Origin of the sequence: Paenibacillus sp. NPDC057886 (assembly GCF_042796655.1) — a bacterium.
Lineage (GTDB): Bacteria > Bacillota > Bacilli > Paenibacillales > Paenibacillaceae > Paenibacillus.
In genome coordinates this window covers 254,701-278,219 of sequence record NZ_JBHVMZ010000002.1, presented here as the reverse complement: position 1 = coordinate 278,219, position 23,519 = coordinate 254,701, and the positions used below count along the sequence as shown (strand labels likewise).

The following is a 23,519-nucleotide window of genomic DNA, read 5'->3' as shown; positions in this document are numbered from 1 at the left end:
GCCAAACTGGCGTCCATGCATTAAAATGTGGTGACTGGGTAATATTTGACGTGTACAGTGGCTCCGCTTATTTAGCGGAGCCTTTCATATGCATCCCTATCTATTTCCCAAATTGTTCTCCAAAGCCCTTTTAATCCGAGCCGAATACGATACAATAGAAAGGGAACTTCATCATTAATCAGTTTAGAGGAGGATGTGCATTCAATGGAATACCGTAGATTGGGTGGAAGCGGACTGAAAGTAAGCGAGATCAGCCTGGGTAGCTGGCTGACATACGGAGGATATGTGGAACGTGAAAACGCGGTGAAATCAATTGAAGCCGCATTCGATGAAGGTATCAATTTTTTCGATACAGCCAATGTGTACGAGCGGGGTGCAGCAGAAGAACTGCTGGGGCAGACGTTGAAAGCGTATTCCCGCGATTCCTATGTTCTTGCAACCAAAGTTTTTGGCAAAATGGGTGACGGTCCAAATGACCAAGGGTTATCACGTAAACATATTAAGGAACAATGCGAAGCCAGCTTGCAACGGCTGGGTGTTGATTATGTAGACATATATTATTGCCATCGCTATCATACCGAAACACCGATTGAAGAGACACTGCGAGCACTTGACGATCTGGTACGTCAAGGCAAGGTACTCTACGTAGGTGTTAGTCAATGGACCGCGGCACAGATGGAAGCTGCGCTGGGTACCGCTGACCGCCTGTTGCTGGATCATATCGTGGTGAACCAGCCAGTGTACAACATGTTTGACCGCTACATCGAAAGTGAAATCATCCCGTTGGGTGAGCGTAAAGGTATTGGACAAGTCGTCTACTCCCCGTTGGCACAAGGATTGTTGACCGGGAAATACACTTCGGTGTCCGATATTCCCGAGAACAGCCGGGCAGCGAAGCTGGGATGGGATGAAGGGAAGATTAACGCTGACCGGATCGGCAAGGTTCGCCAGTTAATTGAAGTAGCGGACAAGCTGGACCTGAAGGTCGGCCAATTGGCTCTGGCGTGGATTCTGCGCCAAAATAACGTGTCCAGTGCGCTTGTAGGAGCAAGCCGCCCTGAACAGGTGAAAGAGAACGCAGCCGCTTCCGGTGTGAAGCTGGATGCTGCCATCGTTGAAGAAATTGAACAAATCTTAGCTTAAGGCAAACTCAACCTCACAGGTTGTTCTTGTACCCGTAAGCGAGTTGATTCAAATGCTGCAAAATGGTGAGATAAGAAAGGGATGTCCTGGCTAGCCTGATAGGCTATGGGGACATCCCTTTTTTGGTTTGAGATTAGAATGGGCTTTTGCCGCCGGAGAACGACCTGGAACGCAGCGGAATGGCACAAACCCGGTTCCTGCCCGTATTCTTGGCTTCATATAATGCACGGTCTGCCTGTTCAAAGAAATCGTTATCATCCCGGTCGTCGCAGTGATCTGGAAAAACAGCGACCCCAATGGAGATGGTCAGCCGGATCGTATTGCCATCAGGCAGCGCGAAATGGTACTTCTCAACCGATTGTCTGATTGACTCGGCAATGGCCATGGCTTGGTGATGACCACAATCAAGCAGCAAAATGGCGAATTCCTCGCCCCCGTTTCGGGATACTATATCCGCTGAGCGGGCATGCTCAATGAACAATTGTCCGAGCTGTTTCAGGACTGCATCACCTGAAGTATGACCGAAAGTGTCATTTACTTTTTTGAACCGGTCGATGTCGATAACCAATAGCGATAGTTTTTGCTTGTACTCACGTGCCCGTTCCAGTTCCAACTCAAGTGATTTCTCAAATTGTCTGCGATTACTGAGGTTGGTAAGATGGTCGGTGGTCGCTTTTCGTTCGAGCAGGAACAATATCTCATTCGATTTATTAATGAATTCTGCGATGAAATAAATAAAGATTCCACCGACAAAAGAAATGGTCATCTGTAAAGGATATACTTTCAATAATGAGTTCATGCTGGTAGTATTCAGCATCAGGATCACAAAGATCAGCGTCATACCCAGCAGGTTCATGGTTATAATTTTGGTTAATCGGGGCCAGGGAGCATAGGCAAAATATACACCGGACAGTCCGATGATCGTCATGACGAATGCTGCATCGATAGCAGCGGATGACATTCCAAACATGACAATACGCAGGATGGAAATGACGAGTCCCGAGATGACCGAAGCCAGTCCTCCTAAATATACGGCTGCTGTGACGATAGCCAAATGACGCAAATCCACAATGGTAGTTTCATTTAAAGGAAAGGAATAGTTCATCAGTACCGTTCCATAGATCCCGAACAGCAGACCACCGATCATCTGAACACGCATCGAGGGAAAGGGCACGCGGATACGATAGAATTTGGCAATGATTCCGGACACATACATGAACGTGATCATGACACAGAGATTGACGAAAAACGTGCTTAGCAACAAGCATCCCCCCTTTAGCGCACACATTACTATATTTTAGCTGAAAAGCAGTATAGTAGCGAACCATATTATCCCAAGTGGGGTAACGGCTGCGTAGAAGAAGGTTTGACTATCACTATTCATGAATAAAATAGTCGGATATTGACTTCATTATACAATGAGATTTATACTTAATCTAAATCAAAATTGATTTTGATGTTTCTGGGAATCATAGCAATCAGTAGATTGTTGTGTCATCTTATATACTATTGAATGGGTAAATAAAGGAGAAATGCTGGTGAGAACTCTAAATCTGACGATACAGCGTCAAGCAGTTTACGATGTAGTCCGTCATTCCGAAGACCATCCAACCGCAGCAGACGTGATGAACCGTCTGGTGGAGCAAGGTTATAATTTGGCTTATGGTACGGTATATAATTCGCTTCGATATTTGACAGATAAAGAATTGATCCGGGAGCTCAAGTTGGGTGAGACGGCCAGTCGTTATGATGCCCGCATGGACGATCATCAACATATTATGTGTGAGGTATGCGGCAAGGTGGATGAAGTCATGACGGAAGTTCCTCCGCAATGGATGAAGCAAGTAGCAGAGGAAACCGGGTATGCGATTGATCACGCTCATGTGGTCTTTGGAGGTGTCTGCGCGGAATGCAGAAACAAACGGGTCAAGTAAAAATCAACCTGTCCGGTCGTCGCTTGCCGCTCCGGGTCAAGCCTGCCCTTGCGGATTCAACTCCCCTCGTGGATAACTGCCCGGTCACGAGACGGGTCATTCTGATCAGTCCGATGCCAGGGCAAGTACATGAACTGGTCAAGGCCTTGACTGACAGTTGCTTCGATGTGCTGGTGTTCCACCGCTGGGAGCCTGATTTGCATGAACGGCTTGTATTTGATCTGTTGATCTATGACCTGTCTGTTGCTGGAACCATCGATGCTTTTGCCGGCATCAGCAGCCGTTTGAATCGTGAAGCGGAACATGCAACACCATGTCTATATTTGGTGGGGGAGAAGATGATTGGCAGTGCCAGTGGCCCGATGCTTCAGGAGGAATTACTGGTCTGGCCGGCCCGTCCACAGGAAGCGTTGTATCGTGTGCAACGCATGATTGGCAATAGTCCCGCAGCACCGAAACGCGGATTTTTACCTCAGGAAGGCCATCGCATCGGCTTCAAGGATCTATGGCTGGATCGTGAGCGGATGAGCGTGCACCGGAATAATGACCGCATTCATTTGACCAAGACAGAGTATGATCTGCTGCTGAAGCTGATTGATGCCAAAGGTGCAGTGATTTCCCGTGAGGAGATGCTCAGCGATATCTGGGAGACTGATTTTACGGGTGGAAGCAATGTCGTGGATGTTCATATCAAAAGCTTACGCAAAAAACTTGGCGATAACGCGGCTTCGCCTCAATATATAGTAACGGTAAGAGGAGTGGGCTACCGCCTGGCGGATTAGTCCGCTTTTTTTTGTGGACACATTATGCTGTTCATGTCACTCCTATGCGGGTATATCCAATAGATAGGGTAGATCAAGCCAATTGAAATGGATGAATACTCATCTTTCTCTAAGTTATGTTCATATTTCATTCATGAAATGAGTGAGAAACTCATCTTAATCTCATACGAACCTCATGCAAGAGGCAACTGGGACATGTTAGAATCAATTTAACAGTTAGATCAAGTCTAAATGTATATTTAAACCGATGGCGAATATGATTTTAATAGAGTATATACAGCAGGCATGAGACCAACATGAGGAGGATAACGATATGACAGAACGCATGACAACCAATCAGGGCGCACCCGTAGGTGACAACCAGAACTCCCGTACCGCAGGAAGAAGAGGCCCCACATTACTTGAGGATTATCATCTGCTTGAGAAGATCGCACACTTTGACCGTGAACGTATTCCGGAACGGGTCGTTCATGCGAGAGGTGCTGGTGCACATGGCGTGTTTACGGTGGAGAAGAGCATGAAGGCTTATACGACAGCCGATTTCTTACAAGACCCGGGCACAGAGACGGATGTACTGGTGCGGTTCTCTACCGTAATTCACGGTACGGGTTCACCGGAGACAGCGCGTGATCCACGTGGTTTTGCCGTGAAATTCTACACCCGTGAAGGGAACTATGATATTGTGGGTAATCACTTGCCCGTCTTTTTCATCCGTGATGCGATGAAGTTCCCGGATATGGTTCATTCCTTGAAGCCTGCGCCGGATACGAATATCCAGGACCCTGCACGCTACTGGGACTTCATGACACTATCACCCGAGTCGACTCATATGATGACCTGGTTATTCTCCGATCTGGGTACGCCAGCAAGTTATCGTGAAATGGATGGATTCGGCGTACACGCCTTCAAATGGATTAATGCTCAAGGGCAAGTCCATTATGTGAAATACAAGTGGGAATCGGCTCAAGGCGTACGAGGCTTCTCACGTCAAGAGGCAGCTGAGGTACAAGGGCAGGATTTCAACCATGCCACCCGTGATTTGCACGAGCATATCAAAAACGGACAATACCCGCAGTGGAAGCTACAGGTACAATTGCTGAAGCCGGAGCAGATGGCCGATTTCTCCTTCGATCCGCTCGACCCAACCAAGACCTGGCCGGAAGATGTACTGCCGTTCCAGACGATCGGAACCATGACATTGAACCGTAATCCACAAAACTTCTTCGCAGAAGTAGAGCAAGCAGCCTTTTCACCAAGCGCTTTGGTGCCTGGAATCGAGCCTTCCGAAGATAAATTGCTGCAAGGCCGTCTGTTCTCTTATCCAGATACACAGCGCCACCGGCTCGGACCGAACTATTTACAGATTCCGGTGAACTGTCCTTATGCTCCGGTTCGCAATCATCAGCGTGATGGATTGATGAACGTGAGTCAGGACCCATCTCCGGTGAACTATGAACCGAACAGCTCGGGCAACAGCCCGGAGGAAGCGCCTGAATACCGTGACAGTCAAGCTCCGTTAAAGGGTCATGTTACACGTGAGAAAATTGAGAAGACCGATAACTATACGCAATCAGGGGAGTTGTTCCGTTCATTCACGGCGGTTGAGCAACAACATTTGCTCGATAACCTGATTAATGACCTGAAGGCGGTACCGGAACAGATACAGTTGCGTGCCTTATGCCATTTTTTCCAGGCAGATGGACAGCTCGGTGGTCGTTTGGCCCATGGACTTGGTGTGGATATCTCCGCATTTATGCCCTCTCAGGATCGCAAATAAAGCACTAATTTCATCATTATTTCAGAAATGAATAATCGATTTATCAATTAGGCCGGGTGGGACTGCAGCATAGCAGATCTGCCCGGTCTTTAGGTTTTTTTACCTATAATCAGACCTTGTGCATCAAAATAATGTTCTGAAATGGAAAACATATTTACAAATCATTTACAATAAATAGCTGACATAGAGGTTGACTTCTCGTTTGTTGGCACTACAATGGGTAGTGTGAGGGGTGTCTGAACATGAGAATACACAATTTTAAAGTAGGTGAGCGTGGGCTGAACCGGTTTTTTGGTCCGCTGGAGGCGAAGATTATGGACATTTTATGGGCGCGTCCAGGCAGCAGCATTCGCGAAGTGCAAACCGCACTAGAAAAAGATAAAGACGTTAATTTCAATACCGTCATGACGGTGATGAATCGCCTCGTGGACAAGGAGCTGCTTCGCAAGTCGCAGAAGGGCCGAACGTCACTGTACCATCCGGTACAGAGCAGGGAGGAGTTTATGAACGACCAATCCAAGGAATTGTCACATGAGCTGGTGGATGAGTTCGGGGCACTTGCTCTGAATCACATGCTGGATGCGCTGGATGAAGCAGATGCAGGGCTGATTGAGCGTCTGGAGCAGAAGATTAAGCAATGGAAAAAGGATAGCGATTGACATGTGGAAGGCCCGCTCGAAGTTATTGTTTACCGTCGGGTTTGGCATTCCGTTATTCGTGTTCATGCAGATGTTCATGTACGCGATGTACAAAATATTCGGTTGGGACATTCCGTTTAATCTGCTTTGGCTATGTAATCACTGGATGAGCAGGCTGGGTTGGTTATCCGTAGGGCATGTTCTTATGGCACTGGTGCTCCTGACGTTTGCAGGTACAGGCTGGCTGCTGATGGAGCGGATGATGAAGACACGTGCAGCGGTACGGAAGCTTCGGTCGATTGAAGATGGGGCCATGTCTCGGAAATTTGAGGCGCGGTACCGTCATCTGAAACAACCTGGATTCATTGTGGTGGACAAGCAGTCACCCGTTGCATTTACGATTGGTCTCTGGAAACCCTGTATTGTGCTATCCACAGGGCTGCTCACGATGCTGGATGCTGAAGAAGAAAGAGCGGTTGTGTATCATGAGGTGCATCATCTGTGGCATCGTGATCCACTCAAGACGACATTGCTGTCGGTATTTGCCGTCATGATGCCTTATATTCCGGTGTTGAAGCATACTTCAAAACATTACAATATCATTAGAGAAATTCTGGCTGACAATGAAGCGATTGAACGTACGGGGAACGCCGCGGGCATTGGCAGTGCACTGCTTAAACTGATCCGGGCTTGCCCTGAACCTTGGAGGATTAGAGAGACAGCTATTCAATCGTCTTTTGCCGATACTTCGGTGAATGTACGTATTTCCCGTCTATTAGACCCGGAACAGGATGTTGCGCTGACGCTTCCCCGCTATGCGGTATTCATTTCTGCCACAGTGATCCTGCTGCTGTCTGTCTTGTTTGTTTGGTCAATTGGGTGAAATGTAACGTTGAACTTAAACTCCAAGGAGGAAGATGAATATGAATAGAAGTGTGGAAATTGGCTTGTTTTTCTCAAGGATCATGATTGGTCTCATCTTTGTATTACATGGTTGGAGCAAATTCGAAGGTGGAATTAGCGGTACAGTTGGTTTCTTTGAAAGTATCGGTATTCCTGGTTTTCTGGCATCGGTTGTAGCCATCATTGAGCTGGTGGGTGGCGCAGCCATGATTCTGGGATTGGGAACACGTGTATTTGCAGCCTTGTTCATCGTAGTAATGGGAGGCGTTCTGCTTACTGCCAAAGTGGGACAGCCGTTCATGAGTGGTACCGAGTTTGATTACCTGCTGCTGGCGGGTTCATTGACACTGCTCTTCACAGGCAGCCGTTTCCTGGCGGTGGATCTTTTCTTCTCCAGACAAGGGAACGATCGCCAGAATTTGAGAGCATAACAAGTCTATCACCATCCAATAGGGATGGATAACAATTCCATTTCTAATAATTAGGTATATCTTGCATAGAAGCCTTTTCTCGCTAGTCCGGATCACGTGCGATTTTCCGTGTGAACCGTTCGAACCGGGAAAAGGCTTTTTGTTTTGGACGACTAGCCCATTGATTTGGTACAATGAGAATAAGTATGCTACTAAGAAAAAATAAGAGAACATGTAGGAGGGTGCACTTTATGATTAACGTCATTCCATCCGATTCCCGCTCCAGCTTCGACCGGGGCTGGCTGCGCGGCAATCACAGCTTTTCCTTTGGTGAATACCAAGACCCGGAGAATACTGCGTTCGGACCCATGCGGGTTGCCAACGACGATGTAATTGCCCCTGGTCGTGGTTTCGGGGCACACCCGCATAGTGATATGGAGATTGTGTCTATCGTGCTGAACGGGAAGTTGCGTCATGAAGATAACCTGGGTAATGTGGCTGTTACATCATTCGGTGGAATTCAACGCATGTCAGCAGGCAGTGGCATGATCCATACCGAACACAATGCCTCGGATTCTGAAGAAGTGCGTATATTACAGCTCTGGTTCATGCCACATACGAAAGGGCTTGAGCCGTCTTATGAGACAACTTCTTTTGATTCAGACGCGCTTGCGGGAGCACTCGTACCTGTGGTATCCCATGAAGGTGGTGCGCGTATCGCATCCATTCATCAGGATATGACCATCTATCTTGGCCGATTGGCCGCAGGCCAGACATTAACATATGAACAGGTAGAAGATCGCCGCATGTACATTTTTGCTATAGAAGGCAAGCTTGGCTTGAACGGAGAGTATCAGCTAAATGAAGGGGATACGGCTCGTGTGGAACAGACGACATCCATGAATTTGGATGCAAGCGAGGACGCTTTCTATATGTTGATCGATCTGCCCTAGATTACCGAAATGTAATGGAACTCCAAGAACAAAGGAGGATGTATTTTTATGACGCAGCAGGAATGGTTCATGGTTAAGCATGCAGTGACTGGGCGAGGGCTGGTAAACAGCAAAACTGATTCGATGTCCTATCGCTATCAAAGAGAGGGCACTGGATTTGTTTTTACCGTGACTGGTCTGGAACAACAGGTGGTAGATAGCATTATGGAGCTTAGACAGGAGCTCAACGTGTTCCGCTTTGTACAGCGTAAGGATCAACCCTTGGTGAAGCACTGGTATTACGTTCAGGGGGATCGGGTGCAGTATGACGGAGAACGCCATACATTGACCATATATGCGGAATCTGAGATCCGCTATGTTCCAGAAGATTATTTTGCCGACTAAATCGGAGCAGATCAGCATAGTAAATCAAAAAATTCAAGCTTGCCTAAACAATCCAAGGTCTCTGTTATCCATACAGGGGCCTTTTTTGTTGTTTGAATTGAAGAAGCCATTGGGGATTTTACAAAAAGACCACATAATTCCGCGTGATCTGGCACAAGCTACCTTGTATAAAAAAACAGGAACGGAGGGGCGGCATATGGCGGACAAGACATCAGGGAAAGAGGGTTCCCGAGATTCAGAAAAGAAAAAGCACATCCCCTTGGGGCTGCCGTCTCCCCCCATTTTGCGGCAGCCGATAGGCCTTTCACATGAAAGCCATATGTTGGCACTGGAAGACATTTTCTCGGACTGTTCGGATGTGATCTTCCGTAATGTCAAGATTTCACCTGAAGTAGAGGGACTGTTGGTGTACATCGAGGGCATCGTGAATTCGACAGATATTCAGGAACATATGCTCCGTCCTCTGATTCGCGGTCTGATTGAGCAACGAACCGATGAACCTGCTGCCCCTCTGGATGATACACGAATCGCCCTGACGCAGGTGAAAAAAGTGGATACCTGGGCAGACGCAGCAGATGGTGTGCTGGAATCCTCCGCGCTGCTGTTGACCAACGGAAGCAAGGAGGCTTGGCTATTTAACGTCAAGGGCGGTGTGCGGCGCGGTGTCGAGGAACCCCAGACCGAGTCGGTTATCCGCGGGCCACGCGAAGGCTTCACTGAGACATTGCGTGTGAACACAGCTCTGCTTCGTTTCAAGCTAAAAACACCTGCGCTTAAGATGTTAAGCATGACAATTGGGACCGAGACCAAAACCAATATTGTACTAAGCTACATCGACGATATTGCCGATCCCAAGCTAATTAAAGATGTCAAAAAACGTCTCAACAAGATTAATATCGATGGGATTCTTGAGTCCGGGTATATTGAGGAATTGATAGAGGATCATCCGTATTCCCCTTTTCCGCAGATGCATTATACCGAACGTCCGGACACAGTAGCGGGTAACCTGTTGGAAGGCCGATTTGCCATTTTTGTAGATGGCAGTCCGTTTGCCCTTATTGCGCCAGTGACCATGTGGCAGATGCTTCAGGCCAGTGAGGATTATTATGAACGATTCTTTATCAGTAATCTGGTGCGGTGGATTCGATTTCTGTTTGTTGCCATTGCGCTATTCCTACCCGCGTTATATATCGCGATTACAACGTTCCATCAGGATATGCTGCCTACCACACTGATTCTGAGCATTGCCGGGGCAAGGGAGGCCATTCCATTCCCTGCATTGGTGGAAGCCCTCATCATGGAGCTGTCATTTGAGGCCTTGCGAGAAGCGGGGGTCAGGTTACCCAAAACGGTAGGTCAGGCCGTCAGTATTCTGGGGGCGCTTGTTATAGGACAGGCAGCCGTTCAGGCGGGGATTGTATCCGCACCGATGGTTATTATTGTATCCATGACAGGGATTGCGTCGTTCACGATTCCGCGCTTTAACTTTGCCATTACGGTTCGTCTGCTTCGTTTTCCCATTATGCTGCTTGCCGGGGCACTTGGCTTGTATGGCATTGTCATTGGACTGGTGCTGATCTCGGTACATCTGACGCAAATGACTTCTTTTGGGGTACCTTATCTGTCAGGTCTGAGCCCCTATAGCAAGACGGATACCAAGGATATTCTTATTCGTGCCCCATGGTGGAAAATGATCAATCGTCCTTCAACGGTTCATCGTGACCAGCAGCGGATGAATGAGAAGATTAATGGTTCACCTGAAGCTGAGGAGGGGTGGTAAGCACATGTTTCTTATCCATAGACGGCATGCAGTAGCCATCATGCTCCTGTGTACGATTTTTATATCCGGATGCTGGGATCGAAAGGAAATTAATGATATCGCTTTTGTGATTGGTCTGGCCATCGACAAGGAAAAGGATAATTACAGGACCAGTCTGCAAATTGCTCTTCCCGGCCAGTCTGGTTCCTCCGGAAGTAAAGGTGGCGGTGGGGGCACAAGTGGTGACAAATCCTGGTTCATGTTATCCAATACAGCCAAAACCTTGCGCGGAACATCTATCGAAGGCCAAAAGTCACTCTCCCGTGAGCTTTATTATGCACATCGACGTACCATGCTGATTGGAGAGGAGCTTGCACGTGAGGGCGTTGCCCCCATGCTGGATTTACTAACACGTTTCCCGCTTAACCGATTTTCTGCACTACCCGTTGTCACAAAAGGTTCTGCCTACAAGGTACTCGATACTGATGCGCCGATTGAAAAATTCCCTTCGGAGATGGTTCGTGAATTATGCTTCCTGAATATGAGAAGACCACGTTCCCTCAAGACATTCACGGATGCGATACTTTCCGAGGGGGTAGATCCATTCTTGCCTGTCGCCTCGACCGTTGACAATGTACCGAGCAATTGGAAGGACGTCAAAACCAACATTAAGTTGAATGGTCTCGCCATATTCAAAAAGGACAGATTGATAGGGATGATTGAAAAAGCGCCCGCCGATGCACTTATATTGGCGATGGGTGAAGCCAACGAGCCGGAAGTTATGGTTAAAGCGCCTCGTGGGAAGGGTGATTTTTTTATCAAGCTGAACGAAAACAACTCTTCATTGCATCCTCATATTGATAATGGAAAAGTATCGGTGACAATCAGGCTTTATGCCAAGGGAGTCATGGTAGACAACGAATCGAATTACGGTAACCTGCGAGACCAGGAGATTAAGAACATGAATCAAGATCTTCATCAGAAAATCCAAGATGATATTAAGGAAGGGATCCGGCTGATTCAGAAAGAATATCCTGCCGATATTTTGGGTTTGGGTCGTTCCATTCATCAACAGCTGCCCAAAGAATGGGCCAAGATCAAGGATCGCTGGGATGATATTTACCCGGATGTGAAAGTTAAGGTTGAACCGCATATCATTATTGAAAATGTTGGTGTTATCAACAAACCGTTTGGAGTGCCAGAGGAGGATATTGTCCATGATTAAGCCGCTGCTGTTCACTTATTTGGGTATGGTTGTTGCCGTAATCATCATGGATTTCAAGCATTTGAAGCAGGCAGCGGTCATTAATCGCTGGTTATCCTACGGACTGATCGTAGTCAGCGCCGGGATATGGTTCTATGTAACGAGTTTAAGCAAAACCGTTTTTGTCACCACGTGGCTCACTCAATTGATTCAACGCTGGTTGCCATTACCCTAAGCTAGTTTTAATACATTTCACTTGATGAATAGGACAGAGAGGAGGTATCCCATGAATCAGGGAGTGACGAATCGTCAGTTGGTGCTGCTTATTATGCTGCTCAGTGTGACAGGTACATTGATGCAGCCCCATGCACAGGCCATTTTTTATGCAAAACAGCATGCTTATTTATCCTACATCCCTGTGTTTCTTGTCATGGTTGCATCACTATGGATGTTAAGCCGTGTTCAGCGACGGTTCCCCGATCAGGATCTGTTTGAATCTCTGGTGGAACGGTTTCCCTTTTTGGGTCGTGTGACAGGGATGCTGTATACCATGTTTTTTCTCTTTGTATTTGCCCGTGATATTCGTCTAATGGGCGACTATATAAGTATTACTTTGCTGGAAACGACCCCGATCTCCATCATTGTTTTGACCCTGATGGTCATGGCTGTTTTTATCGTGAGGGGAGGACTGGGGTCCTTAATCGGGATGTCCGAGCTGTATATTACGTTGTTTCTGCTGAATTCGTTGATTGTGCCGTTTATGCTTATTCAGCAAATTAACATGGATAATCTCATGCCTTATTTTGACGTCGATGTTGCAGGAGTAGGTAAGGGCAGCTGGTACATATTTTCCTTTTTTGGAGAGATGATTGCAGTCCCCTTTGTAATCAAAGGCAGTGATTTTCGCTTCAAATCGGTCATGTGGGGTATTACCATTTCAGCCTTGTTAATGATGCTGATTATCACCGAAACCATTGCGGCGATTGGCGTGCCGATCGCATCCAGGCTGGTATATCCCTCCTATGAGCTGGCAAGGCAACTGCAAATCAGTGACTTCCTGGATCGGTTTGATCTGGCTCTGGCTGCGGCAACATTACCCGCGTTGATTACGAAGATTGCATTTGATCTGTATTTTGTCTGTTGGGGACTGAAACGAATAATTCCGAAGGTTTCGGGCAAAGTCATGACAGGACCGATTGCGTTGGTAGGGTTTGTCTGCGGTTTCTGGTTTTTCAAAAATGCGATCCAGCTTTTTCGCTTTACAAGGGAATGGACATGGATTGCGATTGTGTTCGAGGTGCTGTTTCCCATCATACTTTTCGTGTTCCTTCGTCCCCGCAAAAAAGGCGCGAATGGTCGACGGACAACAGATAAGCAGAAGCAAAAGAAGCAACCAAAAGAGGATAAACAAGAAAAAGCATCACAGACACGAGATGAACCTGACAAAGGCAAACGTGAGGGGCCTCAGGGTGGAGAACTACAGCCTTCCTGATATATTCCATCAAAAATCGTTATAGATGAACCGCCGAAAAGAGGGGAAACTCGGTTTCCCTCCATAGAAGTACCCTGTATACTGTAGTCAGACTGATGACATTCGGCTGAATTAACGGGGGGAACATGGATGGCTCAACATTTGGCAGGTATACGTGTAGCATTGACAGGACCACGAAAATCCAAGGAGATGTCCTTGCTGGTTGAGAAAATGGGCGGGATTCCACTAGTTCGGCCCGCGCAGGGAACTGTTTTTCTGGATGATCGTAATATTCGAGATGGTCTGGTATCCTGGATATCCGACCCGCCAGACTGGACGGTATTAACCACGGGTATGGGATTGGACGCTATTTTTGATATGGCTGAGGATATGGAGATTGCTGATCAATTGCTGGACATATTATCCGAATCCTTGATTGCAGCAAGAGGGTACAAGACAGTCAACGCACTCCGAAAACGTAAACTAACCCCGCTGGTGCGGGATGATGATGGCAGCACAGACGGGTTGATTCGTGAATTTGCGCCTCATGAACTTGCGGGACAGAAGGTCATGTTGCAACTGCACGGGGAAACTGCGCCCAAGTTGGTCGGTTGGCTGGAGGAACAAGGGGCTCATGTACGTCAGGTGCTTCCTTACCGTCACGTTCCGCCCGAAGAGGGCGAGCTGGAGCAGTTGTTGAATGAAATTTTGCTGCATGAGGTGCATGCTGTCGCGTTTACAAGTGGACCGCAAGTGCGGTTTTTGGTTGAATACGCGGCGTCAAAGGGCAAGCTCGAATCCATGCAGGAAGCTTTCCGACAAGGCGTGGTGCCCGCTTCGGTGGGCAGAGTTACGGCAAACGCGATGCGTGAAGAGGGTATTGAGGCGCTCGTGGTTCCGGAGGATGAAAAGATGGGGGCACTAATCGTTGAACTGGGGCGTTATTACGCTGCCCGATCTGCGGACTAAGGCTCATCTTTTGCAATAAATCCAGCCTGTGGACTCATATTGAAACGAATTGAAGATGCCAAGCTGTTCCCGGTTCTGATCCGATATAGGGGTCAGAACTTTTTTGCATTCTCTATAAGCTGAACGACTCTGATTCAAGGGGATTCACCTGAGACTTTGGTCGTGAAGTTAGTCGTACCCATTCATAATTAAAGGTTTTTGGATAATAATGTGGAAAGAATTAAAGACAGATTAAGCTTGTGAGGGAGGGACAACATGATGAAAACCGTATGTGTAACCGGGGCGGCCCGGGGATTGGGGTTGGCTCTGACGGCACAAATGCTAAAGAGAGGTTATATCGTTTATGCGGCGGGGGTGGACATGGAAGAGTCCGAAGGGATTCGTCTTCTGAAGGATGCTTATCCGATACATTTACGCGCCATCGAACTGGACATTGGGGATGATCTGTCCGTAGCCTTGTTCACGGAGACACTTAAGCTGGATACATCGCATCTGGATATGCTTATTAATAATGCGGCTATACTAGGAAGTATTACAGATCATATCAGCGGACCGTTAAACATGGCGGAGATGGCAGAAGTATTTAACGTAAATACCTTGGGGACATTGCGTGTGACTCATGCCTTGCTGCCCCTCCTTCTTCAAGGGACAAACAAGCTAATTGTCGATATATCTTCGGAGGCAGGCAGTATTGAGCAGTGCAGCCGGGATGGATGGTTTGCCTATTGTATGTCCAAATCTGCGTTAAACATGCAGGCCCGCCTCGTGCATAACGGTCTGAAGAATGAGGGTGGGCAAGTGATGCTGATTCATCCCGGGTGGGTACAGAGTTATATGAGCGGGGAATTAAATACCGCTGCAGACCTTGCGCCAGATCAATCGGCTCAGCATATCACAGCACTCATCGATCGCCATAAGGAGTTCATGGGAGATCAGCCTGCGTATGTAGATTACAAGGGGGATGTACTTCCTTGGTAATTCTGTTATAGGTAATTTGAAAGGAGTTTTTATTGATGGATCATCGTAAAAAAGCGTTGTTACTTGGTGATTATACTCATCCGGACTGGCATCCGCTGCAAGGTGTGGATGCGGAGATCAGTCGGATTTTTCACGATACTATGACTGTGCAGTGCAGTGAGAATCGCAACATGCTGCTGCAAGAAAATATAACCGGATTTGATGTGTGTATCTGTTACATGGACGATTGGAAGGGAAAAGTCTCTCCACAGCAGACAGCAGGCTTATTGTCCTATGTTAGTAATGGAGGTGGACTGGTCATTATACATAACGGAATTTCGCTCCAAAATCGTTATGAGCTGAAGCAGATGATCGGTGCCAAATTCCTGCATCATCCGCCTTATGCACCGCTGGAGTTCACAGTAACGGCAGAGAGTCATCCGGTGACGGAAGGCATTTCCGGATTTACGATGGAGGAAGAGCCTTATCAGTTCGAGTTCGGTTCGTTTGCCGAAACGAAAGTTCTGCTGGAGTATCAATCCGAAGAAGGGCCGAAGCCCGCAGCTTGGGCACATAGATATGGTCTTGGACGCATTGTGTACCTGATGCCAGGACATCACGTACCTTCATTTGCACATGAAACCTATCGTCAGTTAATTCTGCAGGCAGGAAAATGGGCTGCGCGTTACGTATAGCCGGACCGTTTCTTTTGTGAGCAGCTGATTAGGGGTATACTATAGAGATCAAGGAAGAGGAGGATGACAAGAATGAGCGATTTGTTCAAAAAGGCAATCTCGTTAGGGCTCGGTCTTACTGTTGTAAGCAAGGAGAAAATTGAGAAAACCGTGGATGATCTGGTCAAGCGCGGGGAACTGGCCCCTGGTGAATCCAAAGCGTTGGTCGAACGCCTGATGGAACGGGGCGATGAAGAGCAGGGCCAATTCAAAAGAATGATTCACGAGCAGGTCAAGCGCGTCCTTCAGGAAGTGGGCGTTCCATCCGAGAGTGATGTAACCAGCTTGGAACAGCGTGTTGCTGTCCTTGAGAAAAAGCTTGCGGAATTGGGTCACACACCACAGCTTCAACCTGATGTATCCCCAGCTCCACTTGAAGTTCCTCCTCTCAAAGGAAACGAGATCGAGTAGATGGCTGTGCGAATCAAACATGTCGGCAGATACCGGGAAATTGCCATGGCGCTGGTGCGTCATGGCTTCGGTTATATGGTCGAGGAGCTGGGATTGTTCCAGTTGCTGGCTATACCCCGGCGGTGGATGTCGCGTGAAGCCCACACCACCAAGACGCTGAGTGAACGCATACGACTTGTGCTGCAGGAGCTGGGGCCGGCTTTCGTCAAGCTGGGGCAACTGGCAAGCACAAGGGCAGACTTGTTGCCTGACTCTGTGATCCGCGAACTGGTGAAGCTGCAGGATCAGGTCCCGCCGTTTTCCTCGGAGACGGCACGGGGTATTTTGGAACAGGAATTGGATACACCGCTGGAGGAGATCTTTTCCCGGTTCGAGGATACCCCTGTGGCTGCGGCTAGTATTGGACAGGTGCATCTGGGCAAGCTCCGAAGTGGTGAGGCCGTGGCTATTAAAATCCAGCGGCCCGGCATATCGCGTATCGTTCAGCGAGATCTGGATATTTTACGAGAATTGACAGCCATGGCGGAGAAACGCTGGGATTGGGTGAAGCAATATCAGATTCCGCAAATGGTAGAAGAGTACGCTCAGGCACTGATGGCCGAGCTGGATTATACAGTTGAGGGCCGTAATACGGAGAAGATTGCACAGCAATATCAGCAGGACAACAAAGTGAAAATCCCGGTGATCTACTGGGACCAAACGTCTTCTCGTGTGCTCACGATGGAATACATTGAAGGTATCAAGCTGAATGACCGTGACGAGTTGATTAAACGTGGGCATGATCTGAATAACATTGCACAGCGACTGGTGGATTCGTTGTTAAATCAGATCTTTATTCATGGATTCTTTCATGCCGATCCACATCCAGGCAATCTGATGGTATTGAAGGATGGCAGGCTTGCCTTTATCGACTTCGGTATGGTGGGCAGTCTGAGTGATGAGATGAAGCAGCATCTGGCTTCGCTCATTATCGGATTGATGCGCAAAGATACGGACAGCATGATCCGGGCGATTGAGAAGCTGGGCATGATGCCGGATGATATGGATCTGCGAGGGCTTCATAGCGATCTGGACAAGCTGCGCAGCAAATATTATGATATTCCCTTTTCCAAAATCAGCGTGGGTCAAGCATTGAATGATCTGTTCGGTGTAGCCCAGCGACATAGGGTCGTCATGCCTGCCGACATTCTGCTGCTAGGGAAGTCGCTGCTTACCATGGAAGGTGTTATCGAACATCTCGATCCTTCCTTGAGTATCGTGGATATGGCAGAACCATTTGGTCGCAAGCTGATCAAGGAACGCTTTAATCCTGGAAGGATCAGGAATCGTCTGTTCCGCAGCGCGGCCGATATGGCTGAGAGTGTTATGGGTCTGCCTGGGCAGTTAAGGCAATTGTCTTCCATTATTAGCAAAGGAAAGCTGAGGCTGGAAATCAGTGTTCCTGAACTGGATGCGCTCATGCGCAGAATGGACCAGATCAGTAATCGGCTGTCTTTCAGTATTGTACTGCTCGCATTTTGTATCATTATGGTCGGGTTAATCATCGGTTCCTCGATCAGTCACCAGTCCACCATGCTGTGGGATATTCCGGTCATTGAGATCGGTTTTCTGGTAGCCATTCTGATGGTGGCCTTCCTGCTCTATTCGATATTTAAATCTGGGAGATTTTAGCATAAGCAAAAGAAAAAGTGCCTAGGCTATGTATAGGCACTTTTTTTGCAGATTAACAATAATAGTGGTAATCATTTATCAAAATTCAGCTTTGATCCTTCTTGTTTACTGTGACACACATACAGATTTTCGTGGCGTAATACAATATAAGGAAAAAATTAGATAGCTCGTTTTTTGGATTGAAACTTGTCTCACTGGGCATAAATTAATCCAAGATTACTTGGAGGTGTGTCTTTGGTGAAGCGAATCAAAGGAGGTGCCGCTATGTCCCCTACAGCCGTTGCAAAAATTGCAGAGAAAAGAAAACAAATCTCCGCAGAAAGCAAAAAACAGATGATACAGGCGGGTGGATCAATAAAAACGAGGAATGATATTGATGCCCAGGAAATCTGCAGAGAAGTAAGGGGTAAATAACAATGCCATTATCTGAAATAGATTTTGGAAAGAGCATTTTACCTGTTCATTCTGGGGAAGATGCTTTTTTTGTTGATACCAATGTTTTAGTAGCTTATTTTTATGAGAATGATATAAAGCATCTCCCCTGTTTTTTATTTCTTACATATTTAATTTAAAATGAAGTTATGCTATGTACTTCAGAAATAGTAGTAGTCGAACTTATTAATTCTTTAGCCAGGATTCTATACATCGATGATCGACTTACAGCATTTAAAGAAACCAACCCGGATGAAACACCCAGAACCTACAAACAAAAACAAAAATCGTTCAAAGGGGATTGAAGTAGTATAGTTATCAAATCAGCACCTGAAACTCTAAAAAGATACAATGTTGAAGCTATCTCTAAAATTAAAGGGTTCATTAAGCAAATGGTGTTGTTTGAATGTTCTTCTGAAGTCGTAGATGATATTTTTGAATTAATGGTCAAAACACCTGTTGCTTCGGCAGATGCAATGATTCTGAGTACGACCCTGATGTTATATAATCATCTACTCTCTTGAGTAGATTTTTTTGTTTTGGAACAGAGTATTGCCGAGTAAAATAACGAAAATGTAAGATATCCCGAGATATACTTCTGTTTTTTCAGTTTAATTGTGTTAGTACATATCACTTCCTATGTCTATAATAATAGGTCAGTACATTAACGGGCCCGGTTTTTCTGAGAGGGGAAAACCTAGAGACATCATGATTAGCTCACGTTGCCACGAAAGCAAAACACCTGAATGTTGTAGTGGAAATAAGAGGTACACACTGGAACGGATGAGACATGTGCAGACATGATATCGGAGAACATATTTGGACCATGGTCAATGCAACATGTCATTCAACTTATATAGACGGATTTTTGCGGGAGGGTATTCCGCTGTTTTTTGTGTTGTCTGTTGTAATTTGGTCAGTGACGAACCGTTCCATTGCCATTCAGGCGATAAGACAAATTTGAGTTTCAATAACGTAGGAGGACCGGCAAAGGAAGATATGAATACTTTAAAACAACAATGGTTTGGTAACATTCGCGGAGACGTGCTGGCAGGTATTACGGTAGCGCTCGCGCTTATTCCGGAAGCCATTGCCTTCTCGATCATTGCGGGTGTCGATCCGATGGTTGGATTGTACGCTTCAATTACGATTGCCATCGTGATCTCAATTGCGGGCGGTAGGCCGGGCATGATCTCGGCAGCAACGGGCGCTATGGCGGTACTGATGGTGGGACTCGTCAAGGATTATGGCGTGGAATATCTGTTTGCCGCTACAATTTTGACAGGTATCATTCAATTCATTCTGGGGATTTTCAAGGTGGGTCGGTTTATTACATTTGTGCCTCATTCGGTACTGACCGGGTTTGTGAACGCACTGGCGATTCTCATCTTTATGGCTCAGCTTACCCATTTCACGGGCGCTAACTGGATTATGTATGCGATGGTAGCGGGTACGCTGGCGATCATTTATATTTTGCCACGGTTTTTCAAAAGTGTTCCGGCTCCACTGATTGCCATTGTAATTATGACGATCATTACGGCGCTTTTACATCTGGATGTAAAAACCGTAGGTGATATGGGAAATCTCACGAGTACCCTGCCTATGTTCCATCTGCCGAATATCGACTGGTCCCTCAATACGTTAATGATCCTGCTGCCTTATTCGTTCACGATGGCTCTGGTAGGTCTGTTGGAATCTTTGCTGACAGCAACGATTGTGGACGAAATGACCGAGACCAAGAGCAGCAAAAACTGTGAAGTGCGTGGTCAGGGGATTGCCAACTTTGTTAATGGCCTTTTCGGTGGCATGGGTGGCTGCGCGATGATTGGACAGTCGGTTATTAATGTGAAGTCGGGTGGTCGAGGTCGTTTATCGACATTTACGGCTGGAGCCTTTCTGGCCATATTGTTGTTATTGCTCAGTGGTGTGGTGAAAGAGGTGCCAATGGGTGCACTCGTAGGTGTCATGTTCATGGTGTGCATCGGTACGTTTGACTGGGGTTCTATCAAGAACATTGCGCGTGTGCCACGGGCGGAGGCCTTCGTTATGGTAGTTACGGTTGCTATTGTGGTGATTACCCATGATCTGTCTATCGGTGTGATGGTCGGCGTTGTGCTTAGTGTGCTTCATTTTGGTTGGAAACAGACCAAGATTCGAGTTCAGTCAAATGAGGAGCAAGGGCAGAAGGTGTACCGGGTTCACGGGCCGTTCTTCTTTGGTTCATCTTCCCGTTTCGTCGATGAGTTCAATGCCGAGGCTGATCCGCAGGAAATCATCATTGATTTTGGTGGTTCACATATTTGGGATAACACGGCGGTTGTTGCCATTGGTAAAGTGAAGTTCAAATATGCGAAGCTGGGCAAAACTGTACATCTGCGCGGACTGAATGAGGAAAGTTCTCGATTGCTTGAGAAGAGCGGATTTGCAACTGCGGGAGGGCATGGACACGGTTCATAACGTGATTATGTGGAGCTTCCTGAATTGAATGGACCTCGCTCGCTTCCTATGAAGTTTCATCTGTATATAGGGTTTACTGATTTGAGAACAGTGTGTATTTGCAGTGTGTAATAACAGCAGCATGTGATCAGCGGTGACTTTTCTCCGGGTTTCAGCCGGGGAAGACGCCGCTGTTTGTGTTTTAGAGATTGAGGTATACATATTCTGCTATGGTTGTGTTGCCTGTTCTTTTACAGTCGCAATCGCTGTGATTTGCCTTCTAACGAACTCAGCACGTCTTATTTAGGGCTATTTCGACCTTTCGTTACTCTAACGAATCACAGACACGCTAATTTGACAATATCACTAATATAGCCCTGTTTTCACAGGTTCACCAAGGAATAGGGTTTCTGGAGTTCGTTAGAAATCCGGAATTACTTCATATGCCGGAATAGGGTGTGCTCGATTCGTTAGAACGCACCTTATTTAATATCACTTAAATTAATGAAAGCTATTCAATATCTTCCTAAGTCACCCAAAGTCATCCAAAGTCACTCAATGCAATGAAAGTTACCCAGCGACTATTAATGCCATTTCATAACCATCTTCAAAACTAGAGGCTGCAGCCAGTCTGCCTGGATCGGGAAGCCTGCTACAATATGGATTTCGGAGAATTTGTGCTACAAGTTAGGGTGTAACGCTGTATCCCCTTTTGTTTTGCTTGACTAACGTGTAAACTACAGGGTATGGAGAAGAAGAGCAACGGACCGATTGCTTTTTAAAAAATTCATTTCATAATCATGATTGATATACGGAAAACTAGTCTTGATTGAAGTCAAGTGAAAGCAATTATGAAATGGACTTATCTAAATGAATATACAGAGGTGTAACGATTGGCAAACTTTGAACAACTGGGCATTCGCCCGGAATGGTGCGAGATCCTGAAACATCAGGGCATCGCCGTGCCGACTCCGGTACAGGAGCGTTCGATTCCGGTATTGCTGGGTGGGCGCGATATTATTGCTGAGGCACAGACGGGTACAGGGAAAACGCTGGCTTTTTTGCTGCCGATTATTCAGAAAATTAACGTATCTGACCGCTCGCCGCAAGCACTGATTATTGCCCCTACGCGGGAGCTGGCGCTGCAAATTACGGAAGAAGCGAAGAAGCTGACTGCAAACGACGATAAGCTGCATGTTCTCGCGGTATACGGCGGACAAGATGTGGACAAACAGCTCCGCAAACTGCAAAACGGTACACAGATCGTGATTGGTACGCCGGGACGTCTCCTGGACCATCTGCGTCGTGGCACGTTGAAGCTGGACAATGTGAAAAAACTGGTGTTGGATGAAGCCGACCAAATGCTGCACATGGGCTTCCTGGATGATGTGGAGACCATCCTTCGTGAACTGCCACACAAGCGTCAGACGATGCTGTTCTCGGCAACGATGCCGAAAGGCATTCGCAACCTGGCGAAGAACTACATGAAAGACCCAGAGGATGTGAAGGTATCCTCCAAGTCCGTGATTCCGATCAATCAGATTCGCCAGCAGGTGCTGGAGTGCACGGATCGTGGCAAACTTGAGGCACTTCGCGGCATGATTGATACGTATCGCCCGTACCTGGCGATTGTTTTCTGCCGGACCAAGCGCCGTGCATCCAAGCTGAACGAAGATCTGCGTGAAGCAGGTTATGCGAGCGATGAACTTCATGGTGATTTGTCTCAATCCAAGCGTGAGAACGTAATGAAAGCATTCCGCGATGCGAAATTGCAAATCCTCGTTGCTACGGATGTTGCGGCACGCGGACTGGATGTTGAAGGCGTAACGCACGTATTCAACTACGATATGCCACATGATGCGGAAAGCTATATCCACCGGATCGGCCGTACGGGTCGTGCTGGCGGCACGGGCCTTGCCGTGACATTTGCAACACAGCACGACAGACCGGAGCTTGCTCGTATTGAGGAAGGCACCAATCAGAAGCTGTCCCGTATCCAGTGGACAAGTGAAGGTCCGGTAGCATCAACTGGAGCAAATAGACGTTCCATCAACAGTCAGGGTGATGAAGAACGTTCTGGCGGACGCTCCGCTGGGACAGGCAGTGCCCGTCGCGGCGCAGGTCGTACCGGCCGCAGCGAAGGCGGACGTGGCGGTCGTGGTGGTTCCCGTGGCGGCGAAGGTGGACGCAGCGGTGGTCGTAGTGGCGGCCGCAGTGGCGACGAGCGCAGCGCAGGCCGTGGTTCCGCGCGCAGCAGCGACAGCAGTCGCGGTGCAGCGGGTCAAGGCGGGCGCGGTGCAGGTCGCAGCGGCGATGAGCGCAGCAGCGGCTGGGGCGGCCGTAGCGCCGACAAGCGCAGCTCTGGGCGCGGCAGTGAAGGCGGCCCAAGCAAGCAGGGCCGCGAGGGCTCCCGCCGGCCGGACTCCGCAGGACGCGGTCCGGCCAAGAGCGACCGCCGCGATTCTCGTCGCGGACGGTAAAGCTTTGACGCCAGCGGCGGTACAGCCGCGCTGAGCGATTGGATTTGCGCCATGCCGCAGGATTGGCATGG

Annotated in this window: 23 protein-coding genes; 22 read left to right on the top strand and 1 reads right to left on the bottom strand. The window is 47.7% G+C overall.

Annotation, left to right across the window (positions count from 1 at the left end; all coding sequences use genetic code 11):
- Nucleotides 1-204 precede the first annotated feature (204 nt).
- Nucleotides 205-1,143, top strand: a complete 939-nt coding sequence (locus ACFVQB_RS08370; RefSeq protein ID WP_063567219.1) for an aldo/keto reductase family protein — start codon at nucleotides 205-207, stop codon at nucleotides 1,141-1,143.
- A gap of 133 nt (nucleotides 1,144-1,276) precedes the next feature.
- On the opposite strand, the gene ACFVQB_RS08365 is transcribed toward ACFVQB_RS08370, so the two are convergent.
- Entirely contained in the window at nucleotides 1,277-2,404 is a 1,128-nt protein-coding gene (locus ACFVQB_RS08365; RefSeq protein WP_379436910.1) for a GGDEF domain-containing protein, read from the bottom strand.
- A 277-nt stretch (nucleotides 2,405-2,681) separates the two neighbouring features.
- Between ACFVQB_RS08365 and ACFVQB_RS08360 the strand changes: the two genes are divergently transcribed.
- From ACFVQB_RS08360 to ACFVQB_RS08260, 21 genes are all read left to right on the top strand, one after another.
- Nucleotides 2,682-3,077, top strand: a complete 396-nt coding sequence (locus tag ACFVQB_RS08360; RefSeq protein WP_024632818.1) for a Fur family transcriptional regulator — start codon at nucleotides 2,682-2,684, stop codon at nucleotides 3,075-3,077.
- On the top strand, nucleotides 3,053-3,859 hold the full coding sequence (locus ACFVQB_RS08355; RefSeq protein WP_379436905.1) for a winged helix-turn-helix domain-containing protein: 807 nt from the start codon (nucleotides 3,053-3,055) through the stop codon (nucleotides 3,857-3,859). The genes ACFVQB_RS08360 and ACFVQB_RS08355 overlap by 25 nt, the downstream gene beginning before the upstream one ends.
- 313 nt (nucleotides 3,860-4,172) lie before the next feature.
- Nucleotides 4,173-5,636, top strand: a complete 1,464-nt coding sequence (locus ACFVQB_RS08350) for a catalase (RefSeq protein ID WP_379436903.1) — start codon at nucleotides 4,173-4,175, stop codon at nucleotides 5,634-5,636.
- Nucleotides 5,637-5,878: 242 nt separating this feature from the next.
- On the top strand, nucleotides 5,879-6,295 hold the full coding sequence (locus tag ACFVQB_RS08345; protein ID WP_379436901.1) for a BlaI/MecI/CopY family transcriptional regulator: 417 nt from the start codon (nucleotides 5,879-5,881) through the stop codon (nucleotides 6,293-6,295).
- Between the two features lies 1 nt (nucleotide 6,296).
- The gene (locus ACFVQB_RS08340; protein WP_379436892.1) at nucleotides 6,297-7,157 is read left to right on the top strand and encodes a M56 family metallopeptidase; all 861 of its coding nucleotides are present in this window, start codon (nucleotides 6,297-6,299) and stop codon (nucleotides 7,155-7,157) included.
- 40 nt (nucleotides 7,158-7,197) lie between these two features.
- Nucleotides 7,198-7,608: a DoxX family protein gene (locus ACFVQB_RS08335; RefSeq protein ID WP_379436889.1), complete on the top strand. Its 411-nt coding sequence runs from the start codon at nucleotides 7,198-7,200 to the stop codon at nucleotides 7,606-7,608.
- A 230-nt stretch (nucleotides 7,609-7,838) separates the two neighbouring features.
- Nucleotides 7,839-8,540: a pirin family protein gene (locus tag ACFVQB_RS08330; protein ID WP_379436886.1), complete on the top strand. Its 702-nt coding sequence runs from the start codon at nucleotides 7,839-7,841 to the stop codon at nucleotides 8,538-8,540.
- Nucleotides 8,541-8,588: 48 nt separating this feature from the next.
- Nucleotides 8,589-8,924 (top strand): hypothetical protein, encoded by a 336-nt coding sequence (locus tag ACFVQB_RS08325; RefSeq protein ID WP_379436883.1) that lies wholly within the window; start codon nucleotides 8,589-8,591, stop codon nucleotides 8,922-8,924.
- 319 nt (nucleotides 8,925-9,243) lie between these two features.
- Entirely contained in the window at nucleotides 9,244-10,704 is a 1,461-nt protein-coding gene (locus ACFVQB_RS08320) for a spore germination protein (RefSeq protein WP_379438068.1), read from the top strand.
- Between the two features lie 4 nt (nucleotides 10,705-10,708).
- Nucleotides 10,709-11,908 carry a Ger(x)C family spore germination protein gene (locus tag ACFVQB_RS08315; RefSeq protein ID WP_379436880.1) on the top strand — a complete coding sequence of 400 codons (1,200 nt, stop codon included), beginning with the start codon at nucleotides 10,709-10,711 and terminating at the stop codon, nucleotides 11,906-11,908.
- On the top strand, nucleotides 11,901-12,122 hold the full coding sequence (locus ACFVQB_RS08310; protein ID WP_379436877.1) for a hypothetical protein: 222 nt from the start codon (nucleotides 11,901-11,903) through the stop codon (nucleotides 12,120-12,122). The genes ACFVQB_RS08315 and ACFVQB_RS08310 overlap by 8 nt, the downstream gene beginning before the upstream one ends.
- 51 nt (nucleotides 12,123-12,173) lie before the next feature.
- Nucleotides 12,174-13,379 carry a GerAB/ArcD/ProY family transporter gene (locus ACFVQB_RS08305; RefSeq protein WP_379436874.1) on the top strand — a complete coding sequence of 402 codons (1,206 nt, stop codon included), beginning with the start codon at nucleotides 12,174-12,176 and terminating at the stop codon, nucleotides 13,377-13,379.
- A 129-nt stretch (nucleotides 13,380-13,508) separates the two neighbouring features.
- Nucleotides 13,509-14,327 carry a uroporphyrinogen-III synthase gene (locus ACFVQB_RS08300; protein ID WP_379436871.1) on the top strand — a complete coding sequence of 273 codons (819 nt, stop codon included), beginning with the start codon at nucleotides 13,509-13,511 and terminating at the stop codon, nucleotides 14,325-14,327.
- Nucleotides 14,328-14,582: 255 nt separating this feature from the next.
- Nucleotides 14,583-15,305, top strand: a complete 723-nt coding sequence (locus ACFVQB_RS08295) for an SDR family oxidoreductase (protein WP_379436868.1) — start codon at nucleotides 14,583-14,585, stop codon at nucleotides 15,303-15,305.
- A 35-nt stretch (nucleotides 15,306-15,340) separates the two neighbouring features.
- Entirely contained in the window at nucleotides 15,341-15,979 is a 639-nt protein-coding gene (locus ACFVQB_RS08290; RefSeq protein WP_076287510.1) for a ThuA domain-containing protein, read from the top strand.
- 72 nt (nucleotides 15,980-16,051) lie between these two features.
- Entirely contained in the window at nucleotides 16,052-16,429 is a 378-nt protein-coding gene (locus tag ACFVQB_RS08285) for a phasin family protein (protein ID WP_053782782.1), read from the top strand.
- Nucleotides 16,430-18,100, top strand: coding sequence for an ABC1 kinase family protein (locus ACFVQB_RS08280; RefSeq protein WP_379436863.1), 1,671 nt, complete (start codon nucleotides 16,430-16,432; stop codon nucleotides 18,098-18,100).
- Nucleotides 18,101-18,364: 264 nt separating this feature from the next.
- Nucleotides 18,365-18,514, top strand: a complete 150-nt coding sequence (locus ACFVQB_RS08275; protein ID WP_379436860.1) for a hypothetical protein — start codon at nucleotides 18,365-18,367, stop codon at nucleotides 18,512-18,514.
- A gap of 2 nt (nucleotides 18,515-18,516) precedes the next feature.
- Nucleotides 18,517-18,672 (top strand): hypothetical protein, encoded by a 156-nt coding sequence (locus tag ACFVQB_RS08270; RefSeq protein WP_379436857.1) that lies wholly within the window; start codon nucleotides 18,517-18,519, stop codon nucleotides 18,670-18,672.
- An 859-nt stretch (nucleotides 18,673-19,531) separates the two neighbouring features.
- Entirely contained in the window at nucleotides 19,532-20,989 is a 1,458-nt protein-coding gene (locus ACFVQB_RS08265; RefSeq protein ID WP_379436854.1) for a SulP family inorganic anion transporter, read from the top strand.
- An 872-nt stretch (nucleotides 20,990-21,861) separates the two neighbouring features.
- Nucleotides 21,862-23,448, top strand: a complete 1,587-nt coding sequence (locus tag ACFVQB_RS08260; RefSeq protein ID WP_379436851.1) for a DEAD/DEAH box helicase — start codon at nucleotides 21,862-21,864, stop codon at nucleotides 23,446-23,448.
- Nucleotides 23,449-23,519 lie beyond the last annotated feature (71 nt).